Annotated in this window: 19 protein-coding genes and 2 pseudogenes; 17 read left to right on the top strand and 4 right to left on the bottom strand. The window is 69.7% G+C overall.

Annotated features, from left to right (window positions below; genetic code table 11):
• Positions 1-21: 21 nt before the first annotated feature.
• Positions 22-525: a flavin reductase family protein gene (locus AB0I18_RS02625; RefSeq protein WP_363103520.1), complete on the bottom strand. Its 504-nt coding sequence runs from the start codon at positions 523-525 to the stop codon at positions 22-24.
• 246 nt (positions 526-771) lie between these two features.
• On the opposite strand from AB0I18_RS02625, the gene AB0I18_RS02620 reads away from it, so the two are divergent.
• The gene (locus tag AB0I18_RS02620) at positions 772-1,317 is read left to right on the top strand and encodes a MarR family winged helix-turn-helix transcriptional regulator (RefSeq protein WP_363103519.1); all 546 of its coding nucleotides are present in this window, start codon (positions 772-774) and stop codon (positions 1,315-1,317) included.
• A gap of 284 nt (positions 1,318-1,601) precedes the next feature.
• Here the strand turns inward: AB0I18_RS02620 and AB0I18_RS02615 are convergent, their stop codons facing one another.
• The gene (locus AB0I18_RS02615; RefSeq protein WP_363103518.1) at positions 1,602-2,075 is read right to left on the bottom strand and encodes an ATP-binding protein; all 474 of its coding nucleotides are present in this window, start codon (positions 2,073-2,075) and stop codon (positions 1,602-1,604) included.
• Between the two features lie 819 nt (positions 2,076-2,894).
• Between AB0I18_RS02615 and AB0I18_RS02610 the strand changes: the two genes are divergently transcribed.
• From AB0I18_RS02610 to AB0I18_RS02580, 7 genes and pseudogenes are all read left to right on the top strand, one after another.
• Positions 2,895-3,761 (top strand): alpha/beta hydrolase, encoded by an 867-nt coding sequence (locus AB0I18_RS02610; RefSeq protein ID WP_363103517.1) that lies wholly within the window; start codon positions 2,895-2,897, stop codon positions 3,759-3,761.
• A gap of 33 nt (positions 3,762-3,794) precedes the next feature.
• A complete protein-coding gene (locus AB0I18_RS02605) occupies positions 3,795-4,601 on the top strand; it encodes a strictosidine synthase (protein ID WP_363103516.1) in 807 nt (268 codons plus the stop codon).
• Positions 4,602-4,872: 271 nt separating this feature from the next.
• Positions 4,873-5,055, top strand: a pseudogene (locus AB0I18_RS02600) (enoyl-CoA hydratase/isomerase family protein); the annotation flags it as partial.
• A gap of 46 nt (positions 5,056-5,101) precedes the next feature.
• A complete protein-coding gene (locus AB0I18_RS02595) occupies positions 5,102-5,437 on the top strand; it encodes a hypothetical protein (RefSeq protein ID WP_363103515.1) in 336 nt (111 codons plus the stop codon).
• A 150-nt stretch (positions 5,438-5,587) separates the two neighbouring features.
• Positions 5,588-6,405 (top strand): annotated as a pseudogene (locus AB0I18_RS02590) (oxidoreductase).
• 81 nt (positions 6,406-6,486) lie between these two features.
• On the top strand, positions 6,487-7,398 hold the full coding sequence (locus AB0I18_RS02585; RefSeq protein ID WP_363103514.1) for an alpha/beta hydrolase: 912 nt from the start codon (positions 6,487-6,489) through the stop codon (positions 7,396-7,398).
• A gap of 340 nt (positions 7,399-7,738) precedes the next feature.
• Positions 7,739-8,425, top strand: a complete 687-nt coding sequence (locus tag AB0I18_RS02580; protein WP_363103513.1) for a hemerythrin domain-containing protein — start codon at positions 7,739-7,741, stop codon at positions 8,423-8,425.
• 60 nt (positions 8,426-8,485) lie between these two features.
• On the opposite strand, the gene AB0I18_RS02575 is transcribed toward AB0I18_RS02580, so the two are convergent.
• Positions 8,486-9,268, bottom strand: a complete 783-nt coding sequence (locus AB0I18_RS02575) for a polysaccharide lyase family 7 protein (protein ID WP_363103512.1) — start codon at positions 9,266-9,268, stop codon at positions 8,486-8,488.
• A gap of 275 nt (positions 9,269-9,543) precedes the next feature.
• Between AB0I18_RS02575 and AB0I18_RS02570 the strand changes: the two genes are divergently transcribed.
• Positions 9,544-11,481 (top strand): serine/threonine-protein kinase, encoded by a 1,938-nt coding sequence (locus AB0I18_RS02570; protein WP_363103511.1) that lies wholly within the window; start codon positions 9,544-9,546, stop codon positions 11,479-11,481.
• Between the two features lie 30 nt (positions 11,482-11,511).
• Here the strand turns inward: AB0I18_RS02570 and AB0I18_RS02565 are convergent, their stop codons facing one another.
• Positions 11,512-12,300: an FHA domain-containing protein gene (locus AB0I18_RS02565; protein ID WP_363103510.1), complete on the bottom strand. Its 789-nt coding sequence runs from the start codon at positions 12,298-12,300 to the stop codon at positions 11,512-11,514.
• 270 nt (positions 12,301-12,570) lie between these two features.
• Between AB0I18_RS02565 and AB0I18_RS02560 the strand changes: the two genes are divergently transcribed.
• The 8 genes from AB0I18_RS02560 (at position 12,571) to AB0I18_RS02525 (ending at position 23,162) form a co-directional block, all read left to right on the top strand.
• Positions 12,571-12,996, top strand: a complete 426-nt coding sequence (locus tag AB0I18_RS02560) for a hypothetical protein (protein WP_363103509.1) — start codon at positions 12,571-12,573, stop codon at positions 12,994-12,996.
• Positions 12,997-13,137: 141 nt separating this feature from the next.
• Positions 13,138-13,341, top strand: coding sequence for a DUF2997 domain-containing protein (locus AB0I18_RS02555; protein WP_363103508.1), 204 nt, complete (start codon positions 13,138-13,140; stop codon positions 13,339-13,341).
• A gap of 35 nt (positions 13,342-13,376) precedes the next feature.
• Entirely contained in the window at positions 13,377-13,919 is a 543-nt protein-coding gene (locus AB0I18_RS02550; RefSeq protein WP_363103507.1) for a 4Fe-4S single cluster domain-containing protein, read from the top strand.
• A gap of 1 nt (position 13,920) precedes the next feature.
• Entirely contained in the window at positions 13,921-15,468 is a 1,548-nt protein-coding gene (locus tag AB0I18_RS02545) for an AAA family ATPase (RefSeq protein WP_363103506.1), read from the top strand.
• Positions 15,469-15,473: 5 nt separating this feature from the next.
• A complete protein-coding gene (locus tag AB0I18_RS02540; protein ID WP_363103505.1) occupies positions 15,474-17,330 on the top strand; it encodes a hypothetical protein in 1,857 nt (618 codons plus the stop codon).
• Positions 17,331-17,335: 5 nt separating this feature from the next.
• Positions 17,336-19,606 (top strand): hypothetical protein, encoded by a 2,271-nt coding sequence (locus AB0I18_RS02535; protein ID WP_363103504.1) that lies wholly within the window; start codon positions 17,336-17,338, stop codon positions 19,604-19,606.
• 5 nt (positions 19,607-19,611) lie between these two features.
• The gene (locus tag AB0I18_RS02530; protein WP_363103503.1) at positions 19,612-21,555 is read left to right on the top strand and encodes a hypothetical protein; all 1,944 of its coding nucleotides are present in this window, start codon (positions 19,612-19,614) and stop codon (positions 21,553-21,555) included.
• Positions 21,552-23,162, top strand: coding sequence for an Hsp70 family protein (locus AB0I18_RS02525; RefSeq protein WP_363103502.1), 1,611 nt, complete (start codon positions 21,552-21,554; stop codon positions 23,160-23,162). The genes AB0I18_RS02530 and AB0I18_RS02525 overlap by 4 nt, the downstream gene beginning before the upstream one ends.
• Positions 23,163-23,168 lie beyond the last annotated feature (6 nt).

Genomic DNA, 23,168 nt, shown 5'->3' with positions numbered 1-23,168 from the left:
CGGACCGGGCGGAAGAGAGCTTCAGAAGAGGTGCTCGATGCCGTCGGTCGACTCGGTCGTGGACGCGAAACGGCTCCAGGCGTAGGTCAGGGCGTCGCCGTCGCGGTGACCGAGGTCGATGACGCGGCCGAGGACCAGGGTGTGGTCGCCGCCGTCGTACGCGCGCCAGGGCTCGCATTCCACCCAGGCGAGCGGGTCGGCCAGCCGGGGGACGCGCGCGCCCTCCGCCCAGCGGGGCTCCAGGGTGCTCGGGGCCCCCGCGAACAGCCGGGCCAGCTGCTCCTGTTCGGCGCCGAGGATGTTCACGCAGAAGGGCCCGTCGGCCAGCTGGTCGTGGCAGCGGGCCCGTCGGGCGACGCTGACCAGGACCAGCGGCGGTTCGGCGGACACGGACGTGAAGGAGTTCATGGTGGCGCCCCGCGGACCGCTGTCGGTGGCGTACGACACCACCGTGACACCGGTGGCGAAACGGGACATGCAGGCACGCAGCGCGCCGGGACTGGGGGGAGCGAATGCTTCGGGCATACGAGGCTCCTTGGGATCGATCGCACATCGCGACGCACGGCCGGGAGGAGACCTGTCCCCTCGGCGGACCCAGGGGACAAAGCGGGACGACTGATACGCAGAGCATGTAATCAATGCTTTGATTAATTGGGGACCGTACTCCCGTCGGCATCTCCGGGGAAGCCCCCAGGTGAAGGTTTTTCACGGTCCGGAAACCTGGACGACCTACCTGGCCGACCTACCTGGACCCCGACCTACACTCCGACTGTGACCCAGGAACCGGAACCGCTGGACGCCGACCACCTGCACTTCTGGTCGTTCATCGACCACGCCGTCGACCGCACCTCGCGGGAACTCCCCGGCATCGACCCGGTCGCCATGCGGCTGGTGCTCACCCTCCACCGCGCGGCCAACATGCTCGTCTACGACCTCGAATCCGCCGTACACCGGCCTCGCGGCTGGTCATGGCCCGGCTTCCGGGTGCTGTTCGCCATCTGGCTGTCGGGCCCGGTCGAGTCGAAGAAGGTCGCGGAGCTGTCCGGCATGAGCCGAGCCGCCGTGTCGGCACTGGTGAACACGCTGGAACGGGACGGCCTGGTGAGCAAGGAGCGCGCCTCCTACGACGGACGCGCGGTCCAGCTCGGCCTCACCGAGGCCGGCGTGCAGGCGATCACCACTGCCTTCCAGGCACACAACGCACGCGAACAGGAGTGGGCGGGCGCCCTCAGTGAGGACGAGCAGCAGACCCTCATCGAGTTGCTCGGCAAGCTGACCACGCACTCCGCGCACTTCGACGTCCGGCATCGGACCTGAGGGGTTTTCCCAGAGCAACGAGCCGGGGGCAGGCGTCCTACCTGGCGGACGGCGACTGCTGCGCCGCCCAAGCCGCCTATCCGAGCCGACCGCATTTGCGGCACGGGCGCTCGAAACCGCAGTACCGGTTGCTGCAGGAATCTGGCGGTGGCGCCCAAGGAGGTGCGGCCCCCACCGGCCGGGGCATCACCGCATCGTGGGGCATCCCGGGTGTGAATGACGACGAGCTCTACCCCGGCGCTGGGCGTCGGCGGGTCGCCCGGTCCGTCCCCGAAGGCGGCCGGTCAGCCGATCAGACGCAGTCCGTCCTCGAAGTCGACGCGCGCGAGGTCGGCGCGCGAGACGATGCCGAGTTTGGGGAAGACGTTGGCGATCAGCACCGGCCGTTCCCCGGCCAGCTCGCCGACGAGCGTCAGCACCGCCACGCTGGTCAGGAACGGGTCCGCCACGTCGCCGCTGATGCCGAGCGCCCCGTTCAGGGCGTTGGCCTGCGGCTCGGGGAGGGTGCTGATCCGGTCCGTCACCGGCCACAGCAATTCGTGCAGCGCGGCGAAGGCCACCCCCGGCTCAAGGCGCGTGCCCCCGCATCGCAAAACGGTGAAGTCCGCAGCCGCGGACTCAGCCACGTGTTCCAGCAGGGCGGTCTTGCCGATACCGAGGCCCCCCCACAACACCAGCGTTGCCCCGTCGCCCTGCCGAGCACCGGCAAGGATCCGGTCAAGGACTGCCTGCTCATGGCGCCGTCCGTATAGGTCCATTTGCTTGAAACCGTAAGGGCCAGCTATCGCCCGAGTTACTCCTGGTACCCGCGTTCACACCAGATTTGGCAGTTCCGTGACCGATACGGTGACGGATCCGTTGCCAGCCCTTCACCAGTAGCGTCGGAAACGTGATCAGCGCATTCGCGAAACTGCCCTACGCCGTCGGCCCGACAACCCGGAGGCATCAGCATGCTCCGCCACGTCGTTCCCGCCCGGGCCTTCGACAGACAACTCCGCACACACAACCGACCGGCCGACTGCCGACCGTGAAGCAACCACCGAGAGCTCAGTGGGCGACTACTGCTTCCTGGTGAAGCTGCCGGCGTCGGCCTCGGTGAGGGTGTCGAGCCTGATGAGGCGTTTCAGCTTGGCGCGGGTGCCTTCGATGTTCTTCGGCAAAGGCGGTCCGCGAGAGCAGGGATGGTCTTCCGGGTGATCGTCAAGTGTTCGTCATCGCCGACGCGGCGCGCTCGCTGCCGCACACGCTGCGCCCCGTTCTCCGCCGTGACGTTCCCGGCTGACGGCGTGCGCCGGTGCTCGACCGGTAGGCCGCCACACGATCCCACTCATCTCGGAACTCGCTTGCGACCTCTCGGCCACTCCGATAGCATTACGGTCGTAAGCCAATAAGGATCGCCCTCCCGGTGATGGCGCTCGTGACCGGCGAGTCCCGGGCTCGGAAGGGGTGGTCGCACAGCCCCTGTCCCTTGGTGGCGTCCGCTGCAGAGCGGGTCACCACCGGCGACTGCTGATCCCGCCCGACCGGGGCAGGCGACCCGACCCGCACCGGCACGAAACAAGCAAGGAGAAGCCGTCATGAGTACCAGCGTCACCCCGAACGAGCCCGTCATCACCTCCTACGCGAAGGCCCCGGCCCGCACCATCAGCGTCGGCGGTGTCACCTACGCCTACCGCGAGCTGGGGCCCAAAGGCGGCATCCCGGTCGTCTTCTTCGTCCACCTCGCCGCGACCCTGGACAACTGGGACCCGCGCATCATCGACCCCATCGCCAGAGGCCGTCACGTCATCACCTTCGACAACCGCGGTGTCGGAGCCTCCACCGGCCAGGTGCCGGACAGCGTCGAGGCGATGGCCGACGACGCCTACACGTTCATCTCGGCACTCGGCTTCGACAAGATCGACATCTTCTCCTTCTCCCTGGGCGGCTTCGTCGCCCAGGCCCTGGTGGTCAAGCACCCCGAACTCGTCCGCAGACTCGTCCTCACCGGCACCGGGCCCAAGGGCGGCAAGGACATCGAGAAGGTGGTCGCCACCACGTACTGGGACACGCTGCGCGCCACCGCGACCCGGTCGGACCCCAAGGAGTTCCTGTTCTTCAACCGCAACGCCACCGGTAAGGCCGCCGCGCGCGCGTTCGTCAGCCGGCTCACCGAGCGCACCGTCGACCGCGACGCGAAGATCAAGGTCAAGGCGTTCCAGACGCAGCTGAAGGCGATCAAGAAGTGGGGGCGCTCCACCCCCGACGACCTGTCGAAGCTCACCCATCCCACGCTGATCGCCAACGGCGACAACGACCGCATGGTCCCCTCGGTCCTCTCCGAGGACCTGCACCGGCGCATCAAAAACAGCCAGCTCATCATCTACCCCGACTCCGGGCACGGCGGCATCTTCCAGTACCACGAGGAGTTCGCCCCGGTCGCGGTCGAGTTCCTCGCCCGATGACCACCACCTGACCAGGAAGAGAAAGGCAACACCATGAGCATGCCACCAGCCGCCGTGCAACTGGACGTGACGAAGCACCTCACCTCCTCGATCCTGTTGTGGGTGCGCACCGACCAGCCTCGCCAGACCGGCATGGACTACTGGAAGGGCCCGCACTCAGGGATCATCTCCGCCACCCCGGGCCTTCAGGAGTACCGCCAGATCCACCTCGCCGAGCACAACCCCGGCCGGTGGCCGACTACCGGCGGAGTGGAGACCTCGATCCCCGTCGACCGGAAGATCGACGGCGTCGCCGAAGTCACCTTCCGATCGGCGCTCGCGCCCGCGCAGGGGCGCACACAGACCAAGCTGGCCTACCAGGACGAGATCAACGTGTTCCGCCGCACCCTGCTCTACGCCGGCCCGCCGAACTCCTCCCGCTGGTACGACGTGGCAGGCCCGGACGAGAAGGTCGGTGCCCGCGTCCTGGTCTACCTGCGCCGCACAGACGGGGCCGGCGCGGGCGAGTTCCGCAAGTTCGTCAACAAGCAGCTCGCCCCCGCCCTCGCCGGCACCGGAGTCCTCAAGGAACTGCGCACACAGACGTTCCTGCCCTGGATCGAAAAGCTCTGGGACACCCCGAACGTCGCCCACGACAACCCCCACGACCAGCGCTTCCACGCCTCCCTCACGCTCGGCTTCACCGACACCGCAGCACGGGACGCCTTCTTCACCGGCAACCTGATCCACGACCTGTCCGACCAGCTGACACCGCTGACCTCCGCGATCCACGCCTACGACGTCACCGCCGCCCTCACCTACGTCAAGAACAGCGAGATCCTCCCGCACTACCAGGAATGAACGGCAACCGGGCAACCGCCGGGAGCAAGACCGCCGGACCCGCTCAGCAAGCCATCCCCAGACCTCCCCGCCCCGAGGACGAGAACGCGGAGCCGGCCTGGACGAATCTGGTCCTGGAACTCTCCAAGGGGCCCTACATCACCATCGCGGCCATCCGCGGACGCACCCGCGGCGGCGAACGAACTCGCCCTCGCCCTCGCCCTCGCCCTCGATTTGCGGGTACGCCAGCCGGGAGAAAGCAATCTTCGGGTAGCCGGAGGTCGGCAGCGGACTGCTCCCCGGCGGTGGCGGCACCGACCGCCTCCCCCGCGCCATCGGGCGCGACCGCGCCCTGGGGGCCATCCTCTCCAGCGACGACTACGACGCCGACAGCGCCGAGCGCTGGGGCTGGACCACCCGCGCCCTCTCGGACAGCGAACTCGACGCGTTCGTCGACACGATCGTCGGCCGGCTCGCCTCCTTCGACCACACCTCACTCACCTCGGCCAAAACCCAGATCGATGCTCGACGAAGTGCTCACCGAGCACGGCCTGACCGAGTTCACCGACACCGACCGGGCCCAACTCGTCAACGCCTGGCACCGCCTGAACCCATGGCCCGACAGCCGCGACGGTCGGCCCCAGCTGCGCGAGACCCGTATCACCGCCACCCTGTCCAACGGCAGCACCGCGCTACTCATCCACCTTGCCCGCGCCGGCCGACTGCCGTTCGACACCATCCTGTCCGCCGAACTGATCCCCAGCTACAAGCCCGACCCGAAGGTGCACCTGATGGCGGGCCCTGACCCAGGGTTTTGGACACCAGAGACACTCCGATGCCGCATCCGCGTCGGATGACGCGACGACGTCGCCAGCCCGGCCAGGGGCCAGACCTCGCGACAGGATTCCCGGATCGCCGGAGGTGAGCACTTGCCATCGGTCGCCATTCTCTATAGCCTTACGATCGTACGACAAACGATCGTAATCCAATGACGCAAGGAGCCAGTGATGGCAACAACCCAGCCGGTGGCACTCGTGACGGGAGCGTCATCGGGTATCGGCAAGACAACGGCCCGCGCCCTCGTCGCAGCGGGTTTCGAGGTAATCGGAACCGGCCGGAAAACCTCGGGACTCACCCCGCCCGCCGGGGTGACGTACCTCGACCTCGACGTGGCGAGCGATGAATCCGCCACCGCCGTCGTCGAACAGGTGATCGACCGGTTCGGGCGGATCGATGTCCTGGTCAACAACGCTGGTATCGGCTCAGCCGGTTTGCCGTCGAGGAGAACTCCGTCGCCCAAGCCCAGAGCGTCTTCGACATCAACGTCTTCGGTGTCATGCGTATGACGAAGGCGGTCCTGCCGCACCTGCGCGCCCAGGGAGGCGGACGCATCGTCAACGTCTCGTCCATCCTCGGGGTCATCCCCCAGCCCTTCATGGCCCTCTACGTCTCGGCGAAGCACGCGATCGAGGGCTATTCCGAGTCCCTGGACCACGAGGTCCGCGAGCACGGCGTCCGGGTCCTCCTCGTCGAGCCCGGCTACACCAAGACCAGCTTCGACACCAACGCCGCGCAGCCCGACACCCCGCTGCCGCTGTACGCGGAGCGACGGCGCGTCTTCGACGAGATGATCGCGGATGCGATGAAGGACGGCGACGACCCCGCCGTCGTCGCCAAAGTGATCGTCACGGCAGCCACCGACAAGAAGCCGAAGCTGCGCTACACCGCCGGCCCCCTCGCCTCACGCGTCAGCGCGGCGCGCCGCCTCGTCCCCGCCGGAACGTTCGACAAGCAGGTCCGCAAGACCAACCGGATGCCCGGCTGACCGGCTGACGTCGCCACCAGCACATCGACCTGACTGCGCGCGAAAAGCGGGCGCAGCAGTGACCTGAAGAGGAATATCACCATGGGAATCAGTCCAGAAGCACAGCAGTTCGCGCAGTTCCTCGCGAGCACGAACGCGAAGTTGGTCACACCCGGCCTCGACCTGGCCATCGTCCGCGACATCGCCGACTCTCACCACAAAGCGTCGACCGAACCGGAAGGCGTCACCTACGCCGACGTCGACGCGAACGGCGTCCCCGCCCTGTGGGCCATCCCCGAGGGTGCCGACCCCGACAAGGCGCTGCTGCACTTCCACTTCGGCGGATCCGTCACCGCCTCGATGCACTCCGACCGCAAGGCCGCCGGCCACATCGCCAAGGCGGCCGGCGCCCGCTCCCTCGTCGTGGACTTCCGCCTGGCACCCGAACACCCCTACCCCGCCCAGCTCGACGACGCCGAGACGGCGTACCGGTGGCTGCTCTCGCAGGGCTATGAGCCGCGGAACATCGGCAGCACGGGCCACTCGATCGGCGGCACCCTCGCGGTGATGCTGCCACTGCGCCTGCTCGCGAAGGGGGAGGCCACCCCGGGTGCGATCGTCAGCGTCTCGCCGTGGACCGACCTCACCATCCAGAACGCGGCAGTGGACGCCAACGAGGCAAACGACAAGATGCTCAGCCGGAACACCCTCGAACTCTTCCGGGGAGCCTGGCTGCAGGACCCCGGAGTCGACTTCACCGACCCCGCGATCAGCCTCGTGAACGCCGATCTGACCGGCCTGCCGCCCACGACCGTCCACTACGGCGAGTACGAGACCCTCGCCGACGACGGCGCCCAACTCGGCCGCCGCCTCGCGGACTTCAAGGTCACCTCCGAGGTCCACCCGATGCCCGAGGGCCAGCACTCCTTCGTCCTGGGCGCCGGACGCGTACCCGAGGTGGACCAGGCCATCCAGCAGATGGGGCAATGGCTCCGCCGCCACCTCGGCGCCTGAACAGAAGAACCCTCGTCACCGTCGGTGGTTCTCCGCACCGAGGACCACCGGCTTCTGTCCCCAGACCAGTCCCGACTCGGCGAGCACGGTCGGCCGTGCGTAACGGTCCGTTCCGAGTTCTTCCGCATCGTCGCCGGCAGGCGGACCGGACGACCTTTCCGATCGCCGGGGGCCGGCTCGGTCCGCTTCATACGCGTTTGAGCACCGCCCGGGCAGGCAGCCGAAGCGGGCACGGCCGACCACATCCAGGTGGCGTCCACGAAACCCCCGATCGGGCACGTCCGCAGCGTTGCGTCGGAAGGACGTCCGAAGCAGCACAACCCGGCAAAGGAGACGACTGATGACTGAGAAGGCCACGCCCGGTGACGCCCTGCACGGCCCCGGCCTGACCGACGTTCGCGACATGGTCATGGCACATGACGCGTTCCGTCGTGCCCTGCGCTCCGGTGCGTCTCTGGTGAGCACGGTCAACGACGGTGACCGCAAACGGGCCGGTGTGGTCGCCGACCACCTGGAGTTGATGCTCGGCCTGCTCACCCACCATCACGAGGGCGAGGACGTGTTGCTGTGGCCCATGCTGCTGCAGCGTGTGCCCGAGGAACTGGCTCCCCTGGTGCGCCTGATGCAGTCCCAGCACGAAGCGGTGCACGGGATGCTCGACGAGGTCACCGCCCTGATTCCACCCTGGCGAGTCAACCCCACCAGTGCGGCCCGCAGTCGGCTGGCCGACCGCGTCGAGCACCTGCTCGTCCTGCTGGAGGAGCATCTGCGCGACGAGGAGAAGCATCTCCTGCCGGTCGCCGCACGCACCGTCACCCAGCCCGAGTGGGACGCGGTCGCCGAACGCAACCTCAAAAGCCTGCCGCCCTCCAAGGCCCCCATGATCTTCGGCCTGTTCATGGAGGTGGGTGACCCGGAGATCATCGCGCAGCAACTCGTCAAGGCGCCTGCGCCTATCCGTCTGCTGCTGCGCCTCACCGCCCGCCCAGCCTGGCGTCGCTACCAGGCCCGCGTTTTCGACGCCTAACGATCGCCCGGCCGCATCCCACAAGCACTGGCCGCCAGGTCGGCCCCGGTGCCGCAGCGGTCAGGAGTGGGTGGCCTTGATGCCGAAGATGCGGACCTCGCCGTAGTTGTCGTCGGCGCACGGCTCGGAGTTGTCGCAGTTGGCCTGGGTGTAGGCGCCCGCCTTGAAGTAGTTGGTGTCGCCGTCGTGGGAGATCGTGGTCTGCCGTTCGCCGTTGTAGTACACGTCGATCTCCCCGTCCTCGGCCACGAACCTGGCCTCGAACTCGGTGCCCAGCTCGTAGTCGTCGGTGACGAGGTGGTGGTGGCGCTCGTCGCCGTCGGTGATGTAGAGGCTGCTGCCTTCGAGGCGGAAGACGGTGACGTCGTCATCCCCGCCGTGGACCTGCGCGCCGACCAGCCACGGCCGTTCCTCGGGCAGGGTCATGAACGCCTCTCTGACCACGAGGGTGTGGGTGCCATCCGTGGTGGACCATTCGGCTTCGTCCTCGCCGCCGTCGGTCATCTCCCGCAGCTCGGTGCGCGGGTAGCTGGAGCCTGACGTCGTCACGCCGTCGACGGCGGCCCGGAACCTGACCGCGTCGCAGCCGGATTCGGCCCGGAACCAGGGATCGGCGGCGAAGGTCGCCAGCTCGGGCTGGGTGATCTCGGTGGGATCCTCGTCCTCGCCGGTGGGCAGGGTGAGCTTCCAGTCGGTCAGGTCGAGGACCTCGGCGGGATACGTGCATCCGGCGGCCGCCGCCTGGTGCACGGCCGGGGTGTCGGCGTGTGCGGACAGCGCGAACGTGGTGGCAGAGACGGCTGCGGTGATGCCCGCCAGCAGCACGGTCCGAGTGCTTGGCACGGAGGATCTCCTCCTCGTCGAGGGTGTTCGGTTCGGGCCGACGCGCACCGTACGCGCCCCGCCGGGGACCCCTCCCGAAACTCCGGTACCGCGTGGCCGACGGAGCCGCTTTTCGGTCAGTCGTCCGATCGCTTCCGGCCGGACTGCGGCTACGCATGGGTGCGACTGATGAAGGCTCTGGGTAGACACCGCATACGGTCCGCCCTACGCAGTAGGTTCGATCCGGCGCGCGGCTCGGGCCGTGTGTTCCGGAGTCGAGCGAGGGGGGAAGATCCGTGCGTTCCGGGGAGGAGTTCGCCGACCGCTATGTCCTCAAGGAGGTCATCGGCGCGGGGCGTGGTGGCGATGTGTGGCTGGCCCACGACACGGTGGTGGGCCAGGACGTCGCGCTGAAACCGGAGCGGACGGACGGCGAGGGTGAGACCGCGGTGCGGCGGCTGCTGGGCGAGCCGCGCGCCATGGCCAAGTTCCGCGACCATCCCCACGTCGTGACCCTGTTCGACGTCGTCACCGTGGCGCCGGACGACGGCAGGAGCAGGGCGGACACCTACTGGTTCGTCATGGAGTACGTGCCCGGCGGCGGACTGGACCGGCAGCCACCGGTATCCCCCGAGCGGGCGGCCCGCATCGGTGCCCAGCTCGCCGACGCGCTGGCCGCGCTGCACGAGATGGGCATCGTCCACTGCGATGTCAAGCCCGCCAACATCGGCCTCACCCGGCGCGGTGAGGCGAAGTTGCTGGACTTCGGGGCCGCCTACCGGGTCGGCGGCAGCGAGACCATCACGGTCAACGGCCCGTACAGCTACACCCCGGACTACGCCGCTCCCGAACTGGCCCGGGGCAATGTCCCCCGGCCGGCCTCGGATGTGTTCTGCCTGGCGGCCACCCTGCACGCCCTGGTCACCGGTGTGCCGCCGCGCGGCGGCGAGCCCGAGGAGAAGGAGAGTGACGGCCACCAGGACGACCCGGACTCCTGGGAGAACACCGAGCGTCTGAGGCACTTGCAGGCCGAGCAGGGTGTCGTCGAGATGGACGCCGACGCCATGGGACCGCTGTACCCCGTGCTCGCCGCCATGCTTCACCGCGACCCTCGGCAACGCCCCGACGCCACCGAGGTCAGGCGGCTGCTGGAGGACGTCGCCGCCGGAGCCGGTCCCCAAGCCCCTGGGGACACGGCCACCCCCGCCACCGGGCGCCGACGTCGGCATCGGCCACTGATCGCGGCCGCACTCGGTGTCGGCGCCGCCGTGCTGGCTCTGGGACTCGTCGTCATCCCCGACCACGACGGCGACAGCGACGGCGACAGGAAGGCCACCACCGTGTCCGGCCAGAGCCAGAAGGAGGAGGCGCAGGCCCTGATCGGCGACCCGCACACGGCGGACGTGTGCGCCTTGGCCGACACCGCCGCGCTCGACCAGTTCGCCGACGCGGGCGTCCACAAGGACGTGGACTACGGGAACTTCGACCGCTGCGACGTGCTCGTGGGCATCGACGACAAGATCCGGATCGATGTGTCGATCCGCCTTCTTCAGGGCTCGCCGCCCGAGGGGGTCAAGCCCTCCCGCACGATCGGGAGGATCAGCGTCCTGGAGGACGAGGCGGACAGCGACGAGTGCAACCGGCTGCTGACCGCCGACGGCAACACCGAGGACACCCTGGTCCAGATCCGCGTCAACATGGGCAAGGGCGTGGTGAACGGCGGTAACGCGACCCTGTGCACGGTCGCCGAAAAAGCCGCCACGAGCGCGGCCGAAGTCCTCGACGCCGGTCCGGTCCCGCGCCGTGCATCGGCCTATCCGCAAGCCTCACTGGCCTGGGCGAACGCCTGCAAGCTCCTCGACGCCGAGGCGCTGTCCGTCGTACCCGGCCTCAGGACCGACGTACCGGACGCCGGCATCGCGAACTGGGGCTGCGAGTGGTCGAGCACCGTCGACGGGCTCGACGCGGAGGTGAGCTTCTTCCGGGACCAGCCCAAGTCCGCTCAGGACGGCGCGGTCCTCACGCTCAGTGGATACCGCACGGTCGTCGAGTCGAACGACGACGGCGACACCTGTACGGCCTTCGTCGAGGACCACAGGTACAGCGGCCAGGACGCCGAGACCGCCGCCGAGATGGTGCGCCTGGACGTCGGCGGCGAGCGGCCCACCGACAAGCTCTGTGGGATGGCGAAGGACCTCGCGGCCTCCGCCGCCGCCCGACTCCGCGCGCGCTGACGGCAGTCGGCAGGCGTGCGGCACCGTCCCTCAGGGCATGGAGTCCGGCCAGGCCGCGTCGTCCTCCATCCGGTCGAGGTCCGGTGGTACGAGCGTCGTGGACTCCACCAACCCCTTGAGCAGGTTGTGCAGCAGACGGTTGTCGCCGGGGCGGCCCTCGGATTTGTCATGCAGCAGCGGGTACTTGAATCCGGCGCCGTCCAGACGGCGGCGTACGGCCTCCATCCGGTGCTCGATCCTGCTCTCGGTCCAGCGCCCGTCCGGGCGGAGATAGGCGAGCTGCCTGGCGGCGACGGCGTACGACAGAGGGCGCGCGTCCTCCTCGTACAGCAGATACCGCTGGCCCAGGACAACCAACAGCAGCCGTTCGTCGTCGTCGAGCGCCCAGATCCTCGGCGACACGGTATCGGCGGTCCGTCGCGCCACCGGTCCGTGGTCGTCGTGGCCCGACACGTACAGCTCGACCAGGTGCTCACGGTAGCCGGAGCCCTTCACGAAAAGCGGGGTGTACCCGGCGTCGAGGGGGATCGCCTCGGTGCTGACGTGCATCATCCGGCCGCGCGGCAGCCGGACGAGTTGCTTTCCGGTGTTGCGCAGCCACCACAGCCCCTGGCGGTACGACAGCTCTCCGTGCTGGCGGCTCACACTCTGGTCGTCGATGCCGACCCCCAGGTCCACGTCCGGCTCCAGGCCGCGCCCGAAGCGAAGCGTACGGCCCGGCCTGGGCGGCGCCATGAGCTCACCGGTGACGGTACGGGCATGCAGGGTCCCAGGCGTGGTGGGCGCGACACCCCGCGCGAGGCTGGCGGAGAGGGTCATCGCTGGTCTCCTCGGTTCGTGGGCTTGTCGGTGCGTGGGCCTGTCGGTACGCAGACGGAGTTGTGACCAGTGTCCGCACCCGCTGCGGGACCCCTCCCCGATTCTGGCCCGTATCAAGAGGCGTACCCCGGCTCAGGGGTAGGAACTGCTCTTGGCAGGTCGTCACAAGGGGCCCGCCGGGAGGGGTCCCGGTGCCTCGGGTGGACGATCCCGTGCACGACCCGGCGCGGATGACCTCGGACCGCCGGACCTCAGCACAGGGAGGACACGATGAGCGGCTCACCGTACGACGACCACCTGCCGGAACGGAATCCGGCCGAGCGACCCGTACAGATCAACGCGGCCGCCACGCTGCTGATCCTTTCCGCGTTTCTCGTCTGCACCATCGCCGTGTACGACCCGGCGATGACGCAGACCGTGTACCTGCTGCTCTTCGTCACCATCGGTGCGGCCATCCGCTTCTGCAAGGGCGGACACATCGCCCGTATCACGGCTACGGTGACGGCCGCGCTGCTCCTTCTCTATCTGGGCCCGTTCGCGATCTGGGGGTTGGCGAACATCGGCAGCGTGTTCCAGGAGGACTTCGGGCCCCAGGCGATGCTTGCCTTCATCGCCTCCTGCGCCGGTGTCGGCCTTCTCTACGTGTCGCGCAGCCGCGCCTACTTTCGCGCGCACCGGCGCCAGTCCGTCCGGTGACGCCCGGGGACGACATCGCGAGTCGCCGTGCGGGAGCGGCTGCCCCGGCGATCCGGAGCACAGCCTCCCGCCCTCGGGACCCCTCCCGAGTTCCTTCCAGCACAGTGGACGGAGTCATTTCCCCGGGAGAAAGGCGAGTTGATGGCGGAGGAGAGCGTCGAGGTCGTGATCGCGCGGGACGGCACCGTGGAGGTGCACGTCCAAGGGGTCGAGGGCACGCGGTGTCTGCGGGACACGGACGAGTTGGTCCGGCTGCTCGGCGGGGATGTGCAGCACCAGGTGCTCACCGAGGAGGCCTATCAGCAGGCCGAGTCGGCGGAACAGGACCGGTTGTGGCAGGGGTGAGCGGCCTGGACACGCCGTGGCGGCTGCATGCCGTCATGCCCCGAAGTGCCGCCAACGGCCCGGGGGTTCGCTACGTCGTCTGGAGTCAGGGCTGCGCTCTGGGCTGCCCGGGGTGCTTCAATCCCGAGACCCACTCGGCGGCGGGCACCGCTCTCGTTCGCACGGCCGGCGAGGTGGCCGAGGAGGCGCTGGCCGGCGTACCGCATATCGAGGGCGTCACCCTGACCGGCGGCGAGCCGCTGGAGCAGCCCGCCGCGGTCGCCGCGTTCTGCGCCGAGCTACGGGCCCGCAGCGGGCTGTCGGTGATCGTTCTGACCGGGTTCACCCGCGCCGAGATCGAGACGGATCCGGCACGGTCGGCGGCCGTCGCCGACGCCGATCTGGTGATCGCCGGACGCTACAACGCGCGACTGCGGCTGGCCCGGGGACTGCGCGGCTCGTCGAACAAGGAGTACTGGACGCGCACCGGGCGCTACACGGCGGACGACCTGGCCGCCGTACCGGAGTTGGAGATCACGGTCACGGACGACGCAACGCTGACTTTCACCGGCATGGCCGCGCCGGAAGGGGAGTTCTGACGTGGGCACGGTGAACATCCAGGACGAGATCCGGCTGTATCTGCGCGCCCGGGTGGCACTGATCGTGCTGGTCACGGTCGAGGAGCAGCGGGCGCTGGAGGTGCTCGACCAGGTACGGCGCGACCGTGATCCGTCGTCCGACCTCGTCATCTGGGACGTCGCCGACGGCCTGGAGTCCGCATCGGGCCGACAGCTGCCCAAGGCGGCCACCCCACCGGACGCGCTGGCCAAGATCCAGGAGCTGGCGCAGAAAGATCCGCGCCGCCGTGACCTGTACGTGCTCAAGGACTTCCACGCCTTCTGGGAGCGCGACCCGGCGGTCCGCCGGCGCCTGCGCAACCTCGCCCACAAGCTCGTCTTCACCGGCTCCTCGCTGATCGTGACCACCCCGGTGCGCACCCTCCCGGTGGAGCTGGGCGACGACGCCGTGGTGGTGGAGATGCCGCTGCCCGAGGCCGACGCGCTGCGCCGCGAGCTCGACCACCTCATCGACAGCACCAAGGGCGTGAAGTCCACGCTCACCCCGGCGGGCCGCAGCCGCCTGGCGCAGGCCGCACTGGGTCTGACCGCGGCCCAGGCGCGGCGGGCCTTCGCCAAGGCCATCGTGCGCGACGAGGTGCTCGACGACCGCGACATCGAGGCCGTGCTGGCCGAGAAGAAGGCCGTCATCCGGGAGAACGAGGCCCTGGAGTTCTACGGCGCCGAGGAGAGCCCCGACGACCTGGGCGGCCTGGACGTGCTCAAGGAGTGGCTGCGGCTGCGCGAGCGCGCCTTCGGCGACGCCGCCCGCGAGTTCCGCCTTCCCGCCCCCAAGGGCATCGCGCTCATAGGCATCCCCGGCACCGGCAAGAGCCTCACCGCCAAGATGATCGGCGGACTGTGGCGGCTGCCACTGCTGCGCCTGGACGTCGGCGCGCTGTTCGGCTCGCTGGTCGGCGAGTCGGAGGAACGGGTACGGCGGGCGCTGCGGCTGGCGGAGACCGTCTCCCCGTGTGTGCTGTGGATCGACGAGGTGGAGAAGGCGCTGGCGTCCGGCGGCCACGACGGAGGCACCTCGCAGCGCGTGTTCGGCACCGTCCTGACCTGGATGCAGGAGAAGACCGCGCCGGTGTTCGTGGTGGCCACCGCCAACGACGTCAGCGCGCTGCCCCCGGAGACACTGCGCCGCGGCCGGTTCGACGAGGTGTTCTTCCTCGACCTGCCCACCGAGGAGGAACGCCGCGAGATCATCACCGTCCATCTGCGCAAGCGCGGCCGCAAGCCGGAGATGTTCGACGTGTACCAACTGGCCCGGGACTGCGACGGGTTCGTCGGTGCCGAACTGGAACAGGTCGTCGTGGACGCGATGTACGAGGCGTTCGCCGAGGAACGCGACATCACCACCGACGACATCGCCCGCGCCGCCGCCCGCACCGTGCCGTTGAGCAAGTCCCAGCGCGAGGTCATCGAGGATCTGCGCACCTGGCTGCGCGAGGGCCGCGCCCAGTCGGCCTCCGTCACCGGAACGGACGGGGGACCGGCGCAGCGGGCACCGGTACTGGAGGTGTAGGCGGAGTGAAACGTCTCACCGATGAGGCCGCGCGGCAGCTGATACGGCGGACCGGCGGCCGGCACGCGAACGGATCCCGGGAACTGCGGGCGCGGTGGGCCTGGCGGCGACTGGTGCGCCTGTGCGCCTCGGGAGACCCGGCCGCACAGGACGCCGTACGTGCCGTAGCCGGGAACCTGCCAGAGCCGGATGTCATAGACCTGCTGGCGGTGGCCCCGGCGGAGCCCGCCGACCGCGCCGCGTACCTGGCCCTGATCGGGCAGGGCGCCCAGCGGCAGGCCCTCGATCCCGACGGGTCGTTGCTGGCGCTGGCCTATCGCGCGGCGGCTCCCGAGGTCCGCGAGCGGCTGCGTACGGCCCTGGCCGCCGAGGGCGACGCCGACGTCATCCGGGTGGTGGTCAGCGGGGATCAGCGCGACCGGATCGCCGAGCTGTCGGACGGCGAACTGGACTATCTGGGGCATCAGTTGGCCGAGCACCGGCGGTGGGACGAACTGCGTCGCCTCATCCGTGACCTGCCCGTGGCCAGGGCGGTGGCCGCGGCTCAGCTACTGCCCGTAGCGGAGTATCCGGGAAACGACGCCGAACTGTTCTCGATGCTCGCCGAGCGGTCCGCCCGGCAACTCCTGGCCACCGTCGAACGGTTGCCGGCCACCCGTCTCATCACCCACGACACCGGTGGAAGCTATCTGGGGGCTTCGCTCTCCCCGGACCTGTCCGAGGTGGCCCTGAGATATGGGAAATGGAAGCGGGGGCAGCACAACGAGATCCATGTGGAGACACTGCGGATCGGCACCGGTGAGACGACCCATCGTTTCCGCGGAGACCCGCTGAGGGATGTGGACAGCGGAAACTCGATACTGCACCTCGGCGACGAGATCCTCGTCAGGCTGGAGGGTGAGGACCTCCGCTACCAGATCGTCCGGGTTGTCCCCGAACTCAGGGCCCTCGGCTCGCCCTCCGCGCTGTCCGACATGCGGAGGGCGAGCGGTGGAGCAGTGCTCGTGTGTCCCACGGGACTTGCCTTCGTGGACCCGGGCGCACACACCTTGAGACGTCTGGAGATTCCCCGGTTCAAGGACAGTGTCCACTCATTCGTCGTCAGTGACCCCTCCTGCACTCTCACGACACTTCCCGAAGACCGGCTTGTCGCGGTTTACCGCAGCCAGCAGATCTCTGTGGTGAACGAGGACGGAACCGTGCTCCATGAGACACAACAGGCCGTCGGGACCATGAGCGGGTTCAGCCCCGCGCTGTCCTTTCTCTCACCGGATTCGCTCGTGCTGCACATGAACAAGTCCTTCCCACCCCGAGGGCTCACCGAAATATGGAAGTTCCCGTCGAAAGGCGCCGCGCGCCGTACCGCCTGGCACACGGGAGCGATTCCGGACCGCTGGCCCTATGAGGAGTGGCAGGGAAAGCGACTCGACGATTCTTTCGTCACACGCATCTACAACAACGCCAACGCGCGTCAGGTCGACCCCCTCGCGCCGTGGATCCAGCGCCGCTCCGGGGTCCCGCCGACGCTCCAGAGGCTCCTGGGCAGGTCACCGGGGGGAGACATGTACCTCACCGAAGCGATGGCCTCGGGCTCCGAGCGCCTGGAGGTGCACAGCCCTCACCTGCCCGACGCGCGAGCCCTGTTGGAACGGCCGCTGCTGCACAGCACTCCGGCTGACCTGCGTCGCGCACTGGAACTCCGCCCGAAGATCGGCGACCTCGCGGTACGGGAAGCGCTCGATCTGCTCGTGGCCGTTCTGAGCGAGCGCTTCGGCGGCGACATCGCACTGGGCAGCACCACCGCCGTCCCCAGGGGCGGCCCCACCGACCTCGCCCTCGGCGAGCACGGAACGGCGGGGTGAGGCCGATGCGCCTGTGGACCGCCAGGCTCGTGCTGCGCCTCACCGGCCGTCCGCCGTGCACCTCGGTGTACGTCCGCGACGCGCTGGTGACCGTCCTGGCCGCGGCCGACGCCGGTGAGCCCGCCGCGCTGCGGTCCGTGGCCCGGGTTCTCGCGTCGCAGCGGCGTGAGGCGGTGTGGCGGGTCTGGCTGGCGGAGTCCGCACGGCGGTGGTCCTCGCCCGTGGTCACCGAGTTGGCGGCCGACGAGGCGTCTGTTCCCGTACGGGTCGTCAACGCCGCCTGGAGCGACTGGCTGGCCGAGCACGACGCCACGTTGTGGTCCCTGCTCCAGCGGTGGAACCGTCCCGCCACGGGCTCCCCCGGGCGCGCGCCGCTGAGCCGACTGGCACTCGGCGACGATGCACCCCTGGACACCCGAACCCTCACCGACACTGCCCTCCGCTTCGACCATCCCATCGGGGAGCGGGCCCGCGCACGGCTTCTCACCCTCGACGACGGGGAAACCGTCGATCTCTTCTGCACGGCGGTGGTGGAGTCGGGCACACCGGAGGCCGCTTCGTTCTGCGCGGCCCACCATCTCGCCCCTTACGATCCCGTGCAGCGCGCCGTCTTCTTCGTCCGCACCGGTCAACACGACCAGTACCGGGCGCTCGATCCCGACGGGGAACTCCTGGCGCTGGGCTACCGCGGTGCCCCGAGCAAGGCGCGCTCGGCTTTGCGGCAGGCGATGACCGGGCTCGGTGGCATCGATGTCCTGCGGGTGCTGGCCGGTCAGCGCTCGCGGGAGGAGGAGGCTGTCTCCCTCGGCCAGGGGGAACGCGCCTATCTGGTACGGCAGTTCAGGGCGCGGGGTGAATGGGACCGGCTGTGGCGGCTGACGGTGCTGCTGCCGCTGGCCGAAGCCGTGGAGGGGGTACGGGAGTTCGGGGACTGGCGGCCGCCCGGCGAGGACGAGCGCCGGATGTTCGAGACGCTCCTCGCCGCGGATGTCGAGGCCGTGAGCCGGCCTCTCAAGGCCCTTGCCGCCGGACAGTTGCCGCACGTCCGCAGCACGCTGTCCGACCTCGACGAGTGGACGACCGGCATCACGGACCTCGACTTCGCGCCGGACGGCCGGCAGCTCGCCTTCGCCACCCATGACGAGCGTGCCGGGATCGTCGATCTCGACAGCGCCGGCCTGTCCCGGCTGCACCGCCGCCTCGGGTTCTCGGCCCAGTCGGTGGCGCATCTCGGTGCGGACACCCTTGTCGTCACGGGCTTCCGGGAAAGTGTGACCGGCAGACGCTTCGAGGACACGATCTACTGCTGCGAGGGCTTCGGCCGCCGCAAGCTCCCCGTCCCGGACGATTCCGACGCCCGCGTCCACGGCCTGGCGCGCGTCGCGGGCGACCGGGCCTTCGTCGTCCTTTCCGATCACGTCCGGGACGGAGAGCGCACCTGGACGCTGTCCGCCGGACAGGCAGCCGGTTCACCGGCCGACACCAATCTCCTCGACGGTCTGCCTCTTTCGTACGCCACTACCGTGGTCGAGCCCGGCGGCCGGCTCGTCGCCGTACTCGACCGTCACCGCACCGTGGTCATCGACCTCGCCGACTCCGTGACGCACGAACTCCTCCCCAGCTGGCCCCAGGCCGCCACCGCCATGCACCACGCCGCTCTGTCGCCGTCCGCTCTCCTGCGTGCCGACAGCGAGGGTCACGTGGACGTGTGGCGGGAACCCCTGACGTCCACGGAGCCTCCCGTGTCCTGCCACCTGTGGCCCGCTCGGGAGAAGACGCTGACGAACCTCGCATGGTCACCCTCGCAACGCCGGTTCCTGGGGCTCAGCCTGCGACGGAAGAACAACGGGGAGTGTCAGCAGTACCTGGAGGTTCTCGACGTGCCGGAATCCCCTGACCGTCCCATCCCGGACTCCCTAGTCTCGTCCTCGGTCCGCCTCGGCACCCAACGCCACAAGGACCGCACCCACATGCGGTTGTCTCCCCAGGGCGATGTGCTCGCGGTGAGCCCAGGTGTGCCCCCGGTCGTCGACTTCTACCCCGTCGCCGCCACCGCCCTGCCCTCGTTCATCGGCAACCCCATGGGTCTGATGAGTTCGCAGAACATGGCGTCCGTGGCCGCCCTGCTCGACCACCCGCTCCTGGACGAGGACCACCGCACGCCACTGCACCTGCTGCACACCTGCCTGGAGCACCGTTTCCAGCACGACATCGGCATCGGTCCCGCCGATGTCGTCCTGCCCGCCGGGGACCACGACATCGAACTGGGCGGGTGAGCCGTATGGCGCGGACAATCGGCGCACGCGACGCCGCCCGGCTGGCCGAACTCGCGGCGCATACCCGGGCCGGCGGCTTCCGTGGACTGCGCGCCCGGCGGGCCTGGCGGCTGCTGGTGCGGGCGTGTGCCGCGGGAGATCCCGCCGCGCAGGACACCGTACGGGGCGCGACGGCGGACCTCTCCGCCGAGGACGCCCTCGAACTCGCGGCGGCAGCCCCCTCCCAGCCCGCCGACCATGCCGCCTATCTGGCGCTCGTCGGGCAGGAGGCCCAGCGTCGGGCGCTGGATCCTGACGGGTCGTTGCTGGCCCTCGCCTACCGCGCGGCCACGCCCGAGGTCCGCGTGCGGCTGCGTACGGTCATGGCCGCCGGGGGCGACACCGAGGTGATCCGGGTCGCGGTCACCGGCGACCGGCGGGACCGGGTCGCCGAGATGTCGTACGACGAACTCGACTACGTCGTCCGCCAGTTCGCGGAGCGCGGGGAATGGCCCGAGCTGCGCCGGCTGATCCGCGATCTGCCCCTGGCCAAGGCGGCAGCGGCGGCCGGGCTGCTGCCCGAACGCGAACGCGCCGGGGGCCCGGACGGGCTGCTTTCGACGCTCGCGCGGCAGTCCGCGGGTGAACTGCGGTCTGTGGTGGACCGGTTGCCACGGAAACAACTGATCGAGCACCACGCCTTCGGCGGTTTCCATCGCGCGTCCTTCTCCCCGGACTCCTCCGAACTTGCGCTCCGGTGTACTCCCTGGTGGAAGACCGATGCGCAGGAACTGCGGGTGATGAGACTGCGGATCGACTCCGGCAGGGCCACGGAGGTCTTCCGCCGCGGTTACGGATGGGTGACGAAATGGGACTTCGAAGACGATGACGTGATCCTGCATCTCGGTGACGAGATCCTGCTCAAGCAGGGTCGGCGCGACGGGTACCGGATCGTCCGGATCCGGCCGGACCACCAGACGCTCTGCCCGCCCTCCGAGGTCGTGAAGATGCGCCGGTCGAGCGGCGGCGCGGTGCTGGTCAGCCCCTCAGGATTGGCCTTCGCCGACCGCGGCGCGCGGGAGTTGAGGTACGTGCCCGTGCCCCGGCTCGCCGACATCTACGGGGGCGGCGACCTCCGCTTCGACATGGCCCGGTGCGCTCTCGCGACGCTGCCCGGCTCTCGGCTCGTCGCGTTCGTCGGCCTCGGGGCGGGCTGCCTGGTGATGGACGAGGACGGCCAGGTGCTGCACTCGATGCCCTTGAGCGACGAGGCGGGTCGGGCCTCCGAGTTCTTTCCCGCCCTTTCCTTCCTCTCCCCCGACAGACTGGCGCTGCACTGGTACGACAGCGGGTTCGGGCAGGACGGCCGTCTGGGCAAGGCGGACGACGTCGTCGGCCAGTTCACCGAGGTGTGGGAATTCTCCAACGGGCGCGCCCCGCGCCGGACTTCCGTGCACGAGGGCGCGATCCGGAACCGGTGGCCCTTCGACACCTGGCGGGGAATGGTCCTCGACGACTCCTTCGCCGCACGGATGGCCGGCTCGGACCGGGGGCGGACGTCCCAGGGACCCGACCCGGACTTTCCCTGGCTGCCTCGCGCCTTCTCCCCCAACCAGTGGTCCTTCCACGGCCAGAAGCTGCTCGCGATGTCGGCGGGAGGTGACATGTTCGCCGTCGCGCAGCAGTCGGTTCCGCGTGTCGAAGTACACAGTCCCCATCTGCCCGGCGCGCGGGAACTCCTCGAACAGCCCCTGCTGCACAGCACGCCGCAGGACATGTGGCGGCTGCGGGAGCTGCGCCCGCTGATCGGCGACCGTGCGGTGCGCGACGCGCTCGACCTCCTGGCCGACTGCCTCACCGAACGCTTCGGCGCCGACATCGCCCTCGGCGCCGACGGTCGCGTCCCCTCCGGCGGCCCGCACGACATCGCCCTCGGCCCGTCCACCGACAAGCCCCAAGGAACCGTATGACCACCCGAATAGGCATCGACTTCGGCACCGCCAACACCGTCGTCGCGGGCTGGGACCACAAGGCGGGCCGCGGCGTCCCCATCCCGCTGCCCGGCGTGGACGTGCTGCGCGAGGCGGGTCCCGGCCCGACCCAGCGGGTGGTGCCCTCGCTCATCGCCTACGCCCACGACGGCACCGCCCGTCGCCTCGGCGTCCAGGTCACTCCCGACCTGGACGAGGACCCCGGCTTCACCGTCTTCGCGTCCACCAAGAGCAACGTCGCAGGGCAGACCTACGACGCCGCCCGCCCGGTCGGCGACCGCAAGGTCACCGGCAGGGAAGCGGCCACCCAGTTCCTGGGCGACGTAATGGCGCTGGCCCTGCTCGCCATCGAGGACGACGACCTGGAGATCGTCGCCACGGCCCCCGTGGAATCCTTCGACGGCTACCGCGACTGGCTGGTACGGGAAGTGCGCGACGGGCTGCCCGCTGCCCGGCTGCGTGTCGTGGACGAGGCCACCGCGGCCGCCGTCGGCTACAGCGCCAGGCTCAACCCCGGCGACGCCTTCGCCGTGATCGACTTCGGGGCGGGCACCCTCGACGTCTCCGTCGTCCGGGTACAGGAACCGGACGAGGCGGGTTCCGGCGCCGCGGTGCGCACCGTCGCCAAGCGGGGCCTGGACCTGGGCGGCAACACCATCGACGCGCTCCTCGCAGAGCACGCCATCGGCCACCTCTCCCTGCCGCACGGTGACCAGATCGGCCGCAACCAGGTCTTCCGCCGCCTCCTGGCCTCCGCCGAGCGGGCCAAGCGGGAGCTGGCCACCGCCGATCGCGCCGTGATCCGCGCGGCCGACGCCCGTACCGATCAGGTGCACCAAGTCACCGTCACCCGCGGCGAGTTCGAGACCCTCCTCAAGGACAAGGGAGTGCTGCGCCGGATCAACCAGGCTCTGCGGTCCTGCCTCGACTCCGCCGCCGCGCGCGGCTTCGGCGGCGAGGACATCCGGGCCGTCTTCCTTGTCGGCGGCAGCTGCCTCATCCCCGCTGTGCAGGACCTGGTGCATCTGCACTTCGACCCCGACGTGGTGCGCCTGGACCGGCCGTTGGAGGCGGTGGCGGCCGGCGCGGCCGGAATCGCCGGCGGCAGCGAGCTGTTCGACCACATCCAGCACGACTACGCCATCCGGCACGTCGACCACGACACCGGCGCCTACGAGTTCGAGACCCTGGTGGAGGCCGGCACCCCCTACCCCACTGATGAACCGGTCAGGACGCTCACCGTCAGGGCGGTGCACGACATGCAGCGCAAGCTCGGCCTGGCTGTCTACGAACTCGCCCACGCCACCTACCGGGACGCCAGTGCCGAACTGGAGATCGCCTTCGACACCGGCGGCGGCGCCCGCACCGTGACCGTCACCCCGCAACAACGCCAGCAGCGCTCCATGCTCTGGCTCAACGAGGACAGCCCCACCTTCCTGGAGGCCGACCCTCCCGCTGCCGCCGGAGAGGACCGCTTCCGCCTCGACTTCCGCGTCGACGCCCACAAACGCCTCACCGTCACCGCCTACGACCTGCGTCGCCACACGCTGCTCCTGGACCGGCAACCGGTCGTCCGCCTGGCGTGACCAGTC

The sequence above is a fragment of the Streptomyces sp. NPDC050704 genome (assembly GCF_040654355.1).
GTDB lineage: Bacteria > Actinomycetota > Actinomycetes > Streptomycetales > Streptomycetaceae > Streptomyces.
This window is presented reverse-complemented; position numbering and strand designations above follow the sequence as displayed.